This is a genomic window from Saccharopolyspora taberi (assembly GCF_039534165.1).
GTDB lineage: Bacteria > Actinomycetota > Actinomycetes > Mycobacteriales > Pseudonocardiaceae > Saccharopolyspora_D > Saccharopolyspora_D taberi.
Genome location: NZ_BAAAUX010000001.1, coordinates 165,027 through 174,812 on the forward strand (window position 1 = coordinate 165,027; position 9,786 = coordinate 174,812).

Sequence of the window (9,786 nt, forward strand, 5' to 3'; positions counted from 1 at the left end):
CCTCAGCTCAGCGCGTCAATGGGACGCCGATCGACACAGCTTCGGGATCGTTGAATGCCGGAGTGAGGTCGCTAAGAAGCGTGGGCAGCGTCTTTGTGGTCATTGCCACGGCGACATAAGAGCTTCGCGCTATCTTGCGGCGAGTTTCCTCCTCCACGCTAAGCGACCAGGAACGAGAGACGGGAACCGTGTGACCCGGAAGGTCAGCGACGACCTTTACGGTCATACGGTTCCCGTCGAGCTGAGCTTCTACAGTGTCGGTCATGCCAGGGAACGTGCCTGTTGAGGCTTTGAACCCGAGGTCGATGAACATATCGAGGGTCGCATTGCGCCACCTCCCGAACGCGCCCTTCTGGACTAGCAGCTGTTCACACGAAGGGTTGATCACGATTAGCGCGAGTTCATCGCCGGGGTCTCCGACCACGGTGACCGCGGTAGACGTCGTCGCCGCCCAGAGGTCGACCCCTTCCTCTGGGGTCGTCGAGGAAACACGACACTCAGCGTGATGCAGGCTCAGGAGTACCTTGTCGCGCCCGGAGAGCTCATCAGCGCTTATGTCTGCGGACTCGACGAGCGGTGCACGGCAGGTCTGGCAGGCAAGCGGGAAGAGGTTCGTCGCCCACCTGTTCAAGCACCGTTGCCCAACGAGGTCAACGACCTGCTCGGAGGCGTTCAACGAGCAGTCCTGCAACTTCTTGCCGTGCGCCTCGATACGGACGAGCTGCTGGTCTTGTTCATTCCACATGGCGCCCATGCTTCCGTGGTCGATTCTGTGCTTGGTAGCGGCCGAATGGGGAGCCACACGGACGAGTGGCGGACCGAAGCGTTGTAGCAGCACTGCGGGATGATCCAGACTGGCGCCCATGACGACCACTGACGCCTCCGGAAGCGAGCCCTACCCGCTCGGTGACCTGCTGATCGCCGCCCGAAAGCGTCGACATTTGAGCATCGCAGGTTCAGCCGAGCGCGCCGGCGTCAGCAAGGGTCAGTGGCACAACATCGAGCGCGGCCGCCGCAGCGACGGCAGGCCATACCACCCGGCTCCCCACATGGTCGTGAAAGCAGCTCGTGCTGTGCACGCGGACCCTCGGGAGGCGCTGGAGGCGGCTGGCTACGACCCGGCGATCGACGCGCCGGACCTGGAGCCGACGGCGAGCATCACGGGGCCAGAGATCGCGGCAAAAGTTGCTCGGCTGACGCCCGCTCAACAGGCTGCGGTCTTGGCGACGATCGACGCGATGTTGGATCCGGACCGGGAGCCGCCGAAGCGTGAACCGCTGGATGCCGATCAGTGACGTCGTCAGCGATGCCCCGTAGATGCCCCCAGTTTGGCCGCTGATCGCCTATCGGGCCGTAGGGGTACATGGACTGCGGATCGAGCATTGTCGAGCATCCTGGGCGATCTCAGGCCCTTTCCTGTTCATGGCGCCAACTTTGCTCCGAACGGGGCTTCTGGGGTCGTGGCTCGCGTGCGCGCACGCGAAGACCCCCTCCACTCCTTCTCCACTGCTCCATCTCCCCTCCTCTCCCCTCCCCTCCGCCAGTGAAGGCTCACTGCGCACTCACTGAGCATTCAGTGAGCCTTCAGTGAATGCTCAGTGATGCTGCTCTGACCTGCGACTATGTTGTTCAGCTCTCGACGAAGACAGCAAAACGCCCCGACCATCAGTGGTCGGGGCGCTCCATGCGTCGGCTATAGCTCCACATGCACCTGCACGTAGCCCTCCTGCAGGATGAACGAGGCCCGCTCCATCGCGTGCCCGTTCGTCTCCTCGCCGGCGTCCCAGCGGTCCGCCGCGGTGCGGAGCCATTCCGCGGTGACGCCGTGGTTGGTCGGCGTGTTCTCGGTCGGCGAGTCGAGCCGGTCGGCTGCCCGTCGGATGAAGTCGGGAACGCTCTCGGGGAAGGCCATGGGTGCCCTTCGGTTCGTGCAGCGCCCCAGGGTGGCCGCTGCTGACGATCAGGTATCGAGACTGGTGGCGTGCTCGCTACAGGCGATGCGGCTGGTTGTCCCCACCCGATTGCTACCTTCCGAACGAGTGAGCTGATCACGAGGGGGTAGCGGTGAGTACCTGCATCACGAACTGTGGTCGTCCGGTCGAGGACGCGTTGCTCTGCTCGGGGTGTTGGGGCGAGGTTGAGCAGGCGCTCCGGTCGGTGTCGTGGCTCGCGGACGAGCTCGAGGTGACCATCACGAAGCAAGCCCGCACCGGTCGCGGTATCGGCATCGCCACGCGGGCGAGTGAGACTCCGATCCTGTTCAATGCCGAGGCCAGGGACCGCAAGGACGAGCTGCGGTGCACGCTCGTCGGATGGGTGCGGGTGCTGTGGGAGCACTACGGCACTGGTCGGTTCGATGCTGAGGACACGCTCGAAGGCTTGGCGTCGTGGCTGCTGCGCCACCCGTCCTGGTGCCGCATGCATCCCGCGGCTGACGAACTGTGGGACGAGCTTCGTGACTCCATCCGCCGCGCCGTGGCGATCGTCGACCTCGCTCCGGGCCGTATCTACCTCGCTCCGTGCACCGCTGACCTCGAGGACGGCGAGATGTGCCGGGAGGAGCTGTACGGGCGCGAGAACCGCTCCACAGCCCGCTGCAGGGCATGCGGAACCGAGTGGGACGTCAACGCCCGCCGGCAGTGGATGCTGGCTCGTGTGCATCACGAGCATGCGAACTCGGTGCAGCTGTCGGGCCTGCTGGCCGCACTCGGGGTCGAGGCCGCGCCGAGCACGATCCGCACCTACGTGCAGCAGGGGAGGCTGAAGGTGCGGTCGCGGGACCAGCGAGGTAAGCCGCAGTACCGGGTGGGGGACCTGTTGGAGATCCTGTTCCCGACCGATCACGATCTGACGAAAACCGCCGCCTAGCGGTTGTGATCAGCGACCCTCTTGCGCTAACGCGATCTCGACAGTAGATTGGTGTTAGATCGAGATCAGTAGGTCTCAGAGGAGCCCTCAGCAGCCTTCAGTGGCGCGGGGGCTCCTCGCATTTCCACTCCGTCACGGCTGTACGCCACGAGGTGCATCCTCGCCGACGTCGGAGAGCTGGCGGACTTAGTCGCGGTCGGCAAAACCCTCTCCCTGGCCCAGGAGGATCCATGCAATTCGAAGAGCTGCCGATCGCCCTCGAACAGATCAACCCGTCCAGCATGGCCGCCCATCTCGACCCCACTCGCCCCTACGACGGGCAACCACAGACCGCCTACGGCGAGCGTGGCCGGACGGAGATCAGGGGCATCACCTTCCGCGACCTCCGAGACGCGTTCATTCGTGCCTGCTTCGAGTCGTCCGGGTTGCCGATCGAGCAATGGCCGGGTTCAGTCTATGACCTGCCGTGGAGCGACATGGACATCATCGCGGTCGCGCAGAACATGGCCAACAACGTCGAGAAGGCGATGGGCATCTATCCGAACGTGCCGCGACTCCTGCCAGCAGACCCGACTGAGCCGCACTGGTGCGGTTCGAACCGCGGCGTGGACACGTGGACGAGCCACAGCGGCCCTTGCCCCGACTGACTTGACTGCTCCGACCGCTTGGGCTGTGCGTCTCGGAGTGCCGACAGGGGACCCGCGACCGACACCTACTCCTCAAGAAGGGCCCGCCGATACCGGGCCAACGCTTCCCCGAGGTTCGCGTCCGCTGCCTGCTGGTCCGTCTCGTCCGACTCGGCGTCGTAGTGCGCCGCTGATCCACCCGCCGCGGCCACCACCTGCAGCCGAGCCTGCTCCGACTCATCCATGAGCGCATCGTCTCGGGCACCAGGGCGACACGATCGAGACGGGGTGACCATGCCCAACCTCGCCGACGTTCCGCACGAGCAGATCGCCTACCGGATCACCGTCGCCCGCACCGCACAGCTCGCGCTCCGAGCTACCGAGGAACTCGGGCACGCCATCGACGCACTGCTCGACGAACTGGCTAGGAGGCTGCAGTGAACGTCGTCGACGCCAACCTTCCCGATGGCGCCATCGTCATCGGCTACGTCGCAAGCATCAAGTACATCGACCCCGAAGACGGCGAAGTCACCCTCATGAACACCCGTAGTGCAGACCTCTCGCGGTGGGAAGCGGTCGGCATGCTCATCTCCGCATCCGACGACTTCCGCGCACGCATGCAGGAAGTCGAAGACGAGTAGGTGACGCGGGACGGCATGCTTAGCGCATTGCGGTCAGCAGGTTCTCAGTGAAGACCGTGGCGTCCCTCGAGTACGACGAGCACTCCATCGACGGCGTCACGGTGTCGCCCATGCCGCAGCCAGCCTGCAGGTAGTCCGAGGCGCGCAGGCGGGCAGACGAGGCGGTGTTGTACAGCCTGCCGTCAGGGTCGTGCGGCAGCGTCGGCATCAACCTAGCCATAGCGTCTCGAACCTGAACCATGTCGTCGCGGCACGCGGTCATCGCCGCGGACATGTCGAGCCGGGTGCATGCCTGGCGCTGCGAGACGCCGGCGAGAATAGCCCGGTAGTCCAGCAGGTTCGGAGCTGGCGGGGGAGTCGAGCCACCACTGCACCCGGTCAGGGCTACGACCACAGCGCCCACCATCCAGACCCGCCTGCTGATCATGCGTGCTCCCACCATGAAGGCACGACAACGCGTCGCGCTCACCACGACATCGCGGCCACGTCCCAACCGGTTACGTTCTACTCCAGGCAGGTGGGCCATGGCCAGACGCGCACCAACTCCGTGCCTCACTCCAGGTTGCAGAGCGCCAGCGGTCAGGTTGTCCCGCTGCGCACGCTGCGCTCCACGACTGGACCGGCAGTACCGGGCCACCACCCCCACCAAGCGGGCACGCACCCACGACGTACGTAGACACAGAGCAAGAGCGGTAGCCGAGCACAGGGCCATGCATGGTGACTGGTGCCCTGGCTACGAACGGCCAGCACATGCAGCTAGTGATCTAACCGCTGACGATCCAACACCGATCGCATGTGGTGGTGACCCGATGCAGCGCCTCGTAGTGCTGTGCAGGGCATGCAACGGGCGCAAGGCGCATCGCTGACGCAGCGAACACGACGAACGATCAAGAAACGTGATCAACGATCGTGATTAACCCCAGGGGGATACCCCGTCCCCCGGCCCGTGAGCTGCGACGCCCCGGGCAAGGCTCGCTCTCGCGCTGACGAAACGTCGACCCCGCCGTAACCAGGAGGTGAGGCATGGGAACCACAGGCCGACCCAAGAAGCCGACCTCACTGAAGGTGCTGCACGGGGACCGCAAGGACCGGATCAACACGCTGGAGCCGAAGCCCGCGTCGCTCGAGGTCGCTCCGCCTGAGTGGCTTTCGGATGAGGCGGTGGAGGTGTGGCACCGGCTGGCCGCAGATCTGCAGCGCACTGGGGTGCTGACCGCGTGGGATGTCGAGGCGTATGCGCTGTGGTGCGACGCGGTGGTGCGCCGGCGCCACGCGGTGCTGGAGCTGCAGAAGACCGGCGAGGTGATCGAGCTGCCGGTGTTCAACAAGAACGGCGAGCAGACCGGCTACCGGCTGGCGAAGTCGCCGTGGACGCTGGTGCTGAACGAGGCCGACGCGCAGTTTCAGAAGTATGCGGCCCGGTTCGGGTTGACGCCGTCGGACCGGGCTGACCTGAGCATCGGGGAGGCTCGTCGTGACCCGACGGAAGACCTCCTCTCTGGCTGACCTAGATGCCCGGTGGCGCCCAGACGACAAGACCGGCCCAGAGTGCGGCTACACGTTCCGCGAGAAGACCTGCCCGAAGTCCGGGGCTCACTACTGCGAGCCCCGGGCGGATCGGGTCGTGATGTTCTTCCGGCAGCTGCTGGTGCACATCAAGGGTCCGCTGAAGCGCACCCCGTTCGTGCTGCTCGACTGGCAGGAGTTCGAGATCATCCGCCCACTGTTCGGCGAGGTGCAGTGGTCGACGGAGTGGGAGTGCTACGCACGGCGCTACCGCATCGGCTACATCGTCGTGGCCCGCAAGAACGGCAAGTCCGAGATCGCCGCCGGTATCCAGCTGTACCTGTTGGTCGGCGACGACGAGGACTCCGCTGAGGTCTACTGCGCCGCGGCGGACACGAAGCAGGCGGGGAAGGTGTTCGAGCCGGCGCTGCGGATGGTGCAGCTGTCGCCGGTGCTGTCGAAGCGGCTGCGGCACGTCAAGAACGCTCGGCGCCTGGTGGACGAGAAGACCGGCAGCCACTACGAGATTCTGACGGCGGATGCGAAGGGCGAGCTCGGGCACAATCCGCACGGCTTCAACCTCGACGAGGTGCTGTCGCAGCCGGACGGTTCGATGTGGGAGGCCATGACGACCGCTGCGGGTGCTCGTCTGCAGGAGCTGATGTATGCGACGACGACGGAGACCGATGACGGGGCATCGTTCGGTGCGGAGCTGATCGACGAGGCCGAGCGGATTCAAGTGGATCCGGCGCGGGCGCCGCACGTCTTCTCGTTTGTGCGCAAGTTGCCGTTCAGCCGGGAGGAACTGACTCGGCTGCGGGAGGCGTTTCCGGGGCACCCGCATCTGCCGGTGTCGGTGGATCCGTTTGATGAGCGGAACTGGAAGTGGCCGAACCCGGCGTTGGATCAGTTCAAGTCGCGGGATGCGATGCGTCGGCAGGCGCTGGAGGCTCGGACGGAACCGAGCAAGGAGAACGGGTTCCGTCAGTTCCAGGTGAATCAGCGGGTGCAGCAGAAGTCGCGGTGGATGCCGATGCACCTGTTCGACCGGTGCGCAGGTGAGGTGTGGTCTCGGCCGGATCAGCAGCGGGCGAAGTTCGTGGGCTCGTCAGCGTGGGTTGGATTCGACCTCGCGGCGAAGTTCGACCTCACGTCATGGTGTCTGCTGATCCCGCATGGCGACGAGGTGCATGCGCTGTGGCGGTGCTGGGCGCCGGAGTCGGCGATTGAGCACCTGGACAAGCACACCTCAGGAAAGTGGTCGCGGTTCGCTCGCGATGGGTGGGTGACGGTGACGGATGGCGATGTCGTCGACTACCAGCGAATCTATGCCGATATCGCGCAGGACGCTGCTGACTTCCACCTGGTGGCCGCGGACGCTGATCAGTGGTCGATGGCCCCGGTGATCCAGGAGGTCGAAGCCAGGATCGGTGTCTGGGAAGTGCAGGCCTATAACAACACCTACCAGCACATGACAGGCGGCATGGACAAGCTGATGGAGCTGGTCCGAACGGACAAGTTGCGACATCACGGGAATCCGATCAGCCAGCTGGCGTTCGATGCGGTGGAGGTGCGGCGGGCGCCGTACAACCCGGAGCTGATTCGTCCGGACAAGCCTGAGCGTGACAAGAGCGGGAAGCGCATCGACCCGGTCGTGACCGCGGCGATGGCGTGCAACGCGTGGATGCGGGAACCAATGAAGTGGTCGGAGCCGGTTCGGCGCAAGGTCGTGGTGTCGTGAGGAGGCGTCATGGGGCTGTCTGACCTCACGGACAAGGAGTGGTTCGCCCGGCTGAACGACCGCCGGCTGAAGCAGGCCGAGAACGCGATGGAGTGGTGGCCGTACTACGAGAATGAGCAGCCGCTGCACTACGTGGCCCGGATCTTGCGGGAGCAGGAGGACGCGTTTCCGCCGCTGCTGGTCGACTGGAGCGAGCTCGTCACCGACGCGTTGGAGGAACGGCTCGATGTCGAGTGGTTTCGACTCGGCGAGGACGAGGACGCCTCGGATGATCTGGAGCGTGTGTGGCAGGCCAACGACCTGGATGAGGAGTCTGGTCAAGCGCATCTCGCTTCGTTGGTGACGGGCGAGTCGTACGTCATGGTCGGGCCCGGTGATGATGTGCCGCTGGTGACGGTCGAGACCGCCGAAGAGGTGGCTGTTGAGATCGACCCACGGACCCGTCAGGTGGTCGCAGCGCTGAAGGTGTGGCGGGACGACTGGGTGCGCCCGACTGAGGAACACGCGGTCCTGTATCTGCCGGGCCGGATGGTGGAGTTCGAGAAGGGCCAGCCGTACCACTCGGAGTCGCTGGACTGGTACGAGTCCGCGGTGATCGAGCAGCGGTCGTCGCTGGTGCCGGTGTTCCCGATGTTCAATCGTCGGCGCCGTGGTCGGAAGGATGGCCAGCGCGGACGCTCGGACCTGGTCGCACTCAAGCCGATCGTGGACGGGGCGAACCAGACCGCGACGAACATGATGGCCGCGATCGAGCACCACGCGGTGCCCCGCAAGGCCGCGGTGAACGTCAGCCCTGAGGACTTCGTGGACGAGTCCGGGAAGCAGATCCCGCCGTGGAAGGCCGCGATCGGCGCGATCTGGGCGATCCCGCCGTTGCGTCAGATGCGGCAGGGCGAGCAGGTGCCGCAGCCGCAGATCCAGCAGTTCAGCGCCTCGGACCTGAGGAACTTCCACGACAGCATCAAGCAATTGGCGCAGATCGCCGCCAGCCTCTACGGGCTGCCGCCGCACTTCATGGGCTTCACCAGCGAGAACCCGGCGTCGGCGGATGCGATCCGGGCTTCGGAGTCGCGCTTGATCAAACGCGCCGAGCGCCGCCAGCGGACTTTCGGTGGCACGTGGGAGCAGGCGATGCGTGCAGCGTGGGCGATGCTCGGCAACGACCCGAGCAAGGCTGTCGCGCTGGAGACCGTGTGGCGCGATCCGGCGACCCCGACGAAGGCTTCGATGATCGATGCCGCCGTGAAGGCAGTGGGCGGCCCGCTCATCGATGTGGAGCAGGGCCGAGAGGACGCCGGCTACACCCGGGGCCAGCAGAAGCGGATGGCTGAGCGCGATGCTCAGCGCCGCCAGCGGGTGACCGCCGACGTTCGGGCCATCGACATGCAGGGGGTGCCGAGTGCCGCCTCCATCCTCGGTGCAGACGGCAGCGGAACAGCATCTGGCCAGTCAGCAAGAGCTGCAAACGGAAGCGCTGCTACTGCTCGATAAAGCTCTGCAGAACTGGTCCGGCAAGCCTGAGGACTGGGCTGGCCAGGTCTTGGAGATCGGTGACGATCTGCTGGAGATCCAGGTCTCCGCTGCTGCCGGCGCGGACGCTTACCTTGCGGCCGTGCTCGCTGCCCAGGGCGCCACACCTGCACCTGAGGGCGCGGTGTCAGCCGCAGCGTTTGCCGATCTCACCGACGGCGGCGGGTCGTGGTTGCGGAAGCTGGTGTTCGCGGTCGCTGCGGTCGCCGAGGTTGAAGCACCGGAGCTTGAGCGTGCGTTGTGGGTTGCTCGCAGCATCGTGTTGACCGGCATGCAGGATGTCGGCCGGTCCGCGGTGCAGACCGCGATGCAGGCTGAGCCGTCGGTGTCCGGTTATGTGCGGATGCTCAACGCGCCGTCGTGCAGCCGGTGCGTGATCCTGGCGGGCCGCGTGTACCGATCGGCTACGCCGTTCCGTCGCCATCCGCGGTGCGACTGCAGGCACATCCCACAGGCCGAGGATGGCGACGACTGGACCACCAGTCCGCGGGGATATTTCAACTCGCTCACAGCGGAGGAGCAGGACGAGACGTTCGGTCCCGAGAATGCCGAGGCGATCAGGCTTGGGGCCAACATCTCGCAGGTGGTCAACGCTGAGCAGGGCGTCACGACTGTCTCCGCCTATGGCCGCGAGTTGACTGTGACCACCACGGGCACCACCGTGCGAGCACTGTTCGGCGGGTACGAAGTGCTGGCTGACGGAACAGTTCGCCGGCGCCCTGATTCGGAGCTGCGACGACTCCCAGGGGAGCGCTACCGCCGAACCACCGAGCTCCGGCTGATGCCGGACCAGATCTTCCAGCTGGCTGAAGAGTTCAGCTGGGACCGCGCCGAGACGCTGCGACAGCTCCGGCGCTTTGGATACATCATCTGA

The 9,786-nt window shown here is 65.6% G+C and carries 13 protein-coding genes; 9 read left to right on the forward strand and 4 right to left on the reverse strand.

The window, feature by feature from the left end; translation table 11 throughout:
• Positions 1 to 7 precede the first annotated feature (7 nt).
• Entirely contained in the window at positions 8 to 754 is a 747-nt protein-coding gene (locus tag ABD691_RS01070; RefSeq protein ID WP_344677401.1) for a hypothetical protein, read from the reverse strand.
• Positions 755 to 863: 109 nt separating this feature from the next.
• Between ABD691_RS01070 and ABD691_RS01075 the strand changes: the two genes are divergently transcribed.
• Complete coding sequence (locus tag ABD691_RS01075) at positions 864 to 1,295, forward strand: helix-turn-helix domain-containing protein (protein ID WP_344677402.1); 432 nt, start codon at positions 864 to 866, stop codon at positions 1,293 to 1,295.
• A 398-nt stretch (positions 1,296 to 1,693) separates the two neighbouring features.
• Here ABD691_RS01075 and ABD691_RS01080 read toward each other — a convergent pair whose 3' ends face one another.
• Positions 1,694 to 1,912: a hypothetical protein gene (locus ABD691_RS01080; RefSeq protein WP_344677403.1), complete on the reverse strand. Its 219-nt coding sequence runs from the start codon at positions 1,910 to 1,912 to the stop codon at positions 1,694 to 1,696.
• A 152-nt stretch (positions 1,913 to 2,064) separates the two neighbouring features.
• Between ABD691_RS01080 and ABD691_RS01085 the strand changes: the two genes are divergently transcribed.
• Positions 2,065 to 2,868, forward strand: coding sequence for a hypothetical protein (locus ABD691_RS01085; RefSeq protein ID WP_344677404.1), 804 nt, complete (start codon positions 2,065 to 2,067; stop codon positions 2,866 to 2,868).
• 230 nt (positions 2,869 to 3,098) lie between these two features.
• Positions 3,099 to 3,515, forward strand: coding sequence for a hypothetical protein (locus tag ABD691_RS01090; protein ID WP_344677405.1), 417 nt, complete (start codon positions 3,099 to 3,101; stop codon positions 3,513 to 3,515).
• Between the two features lie 65 nt (positions 3,516 to 3,580).
• On the opposite strand, the gene ABD691_RS01095 is transcribed toward ABD691_RS01090, so the two are convergent.
• Complete coding sequence (locus ABD691_RS01095) at positions 3,581 to 3,739, reverse strand: hypothetical protein (RefSeq protein WP_344677406.1); 159 nt, start codon at positions 3,737 to 3,739, stop codon at positions 3,581 to 3,583.
• A 43-nt stretch (positions 3,740 to 3,782) separates the two neighbouring features.
• Between ABD691_RS01095 and ABD691_RS01100 the strand changes: the two genes are divergently transcribed.
• Both ABD691_RS01100 and ABD691_RS01105 read left to right on the forward strand, forming a co-directional pair.
• Positions 3,783 to 3,935 (forward strand): hypothetical protein, encoded by a 153-nt coding sequence (locus ABD691_RS01100; RefSeq protein ID WP_344677407.1) that lies wholly within the window; start codon positions 3,783 to 3,785, stop codon positions 3,933 to 3,935.
• Positions 3,932 to 4,135 (forward strand): hypothetical protein, encoded by a 204-nt coding sequence (locus ABD691_RS01105; RefSeq protein ID WP_344677408.1) that lies wholly within the window; start codon positions 3,932 to 3,934, stop codon positions 4,133 to 4,135. Before ABD691_RS01100 ends, ABD691_RS01105 begins: the two co-directional genes overlap by 4 nt.
• A 19-nt stretch (positions 4,136 to 4,154) precedes the next feature.
• On the opposite strand, the gene ABD691_RS01110 is transcribed toward ABD691_RS01105, so the two are convergent.
• Entirely contained in the window at positions 4,155 to 4,562 is a 408-nt protein-coding gene (locus ABD691_RS01110) for a hypothetical protein (RefSeq protein WP_344677409.1), read from the reverse strand.
• Between the two features lie 596 nt (positions 4,563 to 5,158).
• Here ABD691_RS01110 and ABD691_RS01115 point away from each other — a divergent pair.
• The 4 genes from ABD691_RS01115 to ABD691_RS01130 are packed head-to-tail and all read left to right on the forward strand — an operon-like array spanning position 5,159 to position 9,786.
• Complete coding sequence (locus tag ABD691_RS01115) at positions 5,159 to 5,641, forward strand: phage terminase small subunit P27 family (RefSeq protein ID WP_344677410.1); 483 nt, start codon at positions 5,159 to 5,161, stop codon at positions 5,639 to 5,641.
• The gene (locus ABD691_RS01120) at positions 5,610 to 7,382 is read left to right on the forward strand and encodes a terminase large subunit (protein ID WP_344677411.1); all 1,773 of its coding nucleotides are present in this window, start codon (positions 5,610 to 5,612) and stop codon (positions 7,380 to 7,382) included. Before ABD691_RS01115 ends, ABD691_RS01120 begins: the two co-directional genes overlap by 32 nt.
• Positions 7,383 to 7,391: 9 nt before the next feature.
• A complete protein-coding gene (locus ABD691_RS01125; protein ID WP_344677412.1) occupies positions 7,392 to 8,873 on the forward strand; it encodes a phage portal protein in 1,482 nt (493 codons plus the stop codon).
• Positions 8,800 to 9,786 carry a VG15 protein gene (locus tag ABD691_RS01130; protein ID WP_344677413.1) on the forward strand — a complete coding sequence of 329 codons (987 nt, stop codon included), beginning with the start codon at positions 8,800 to 8,802 and terminating at the stop codon, positions 9,784 to 9,786. Before ABD691_RS01125 ends, ABD691_RS01130 begins: the two co-directional genes overlap by 74 nt.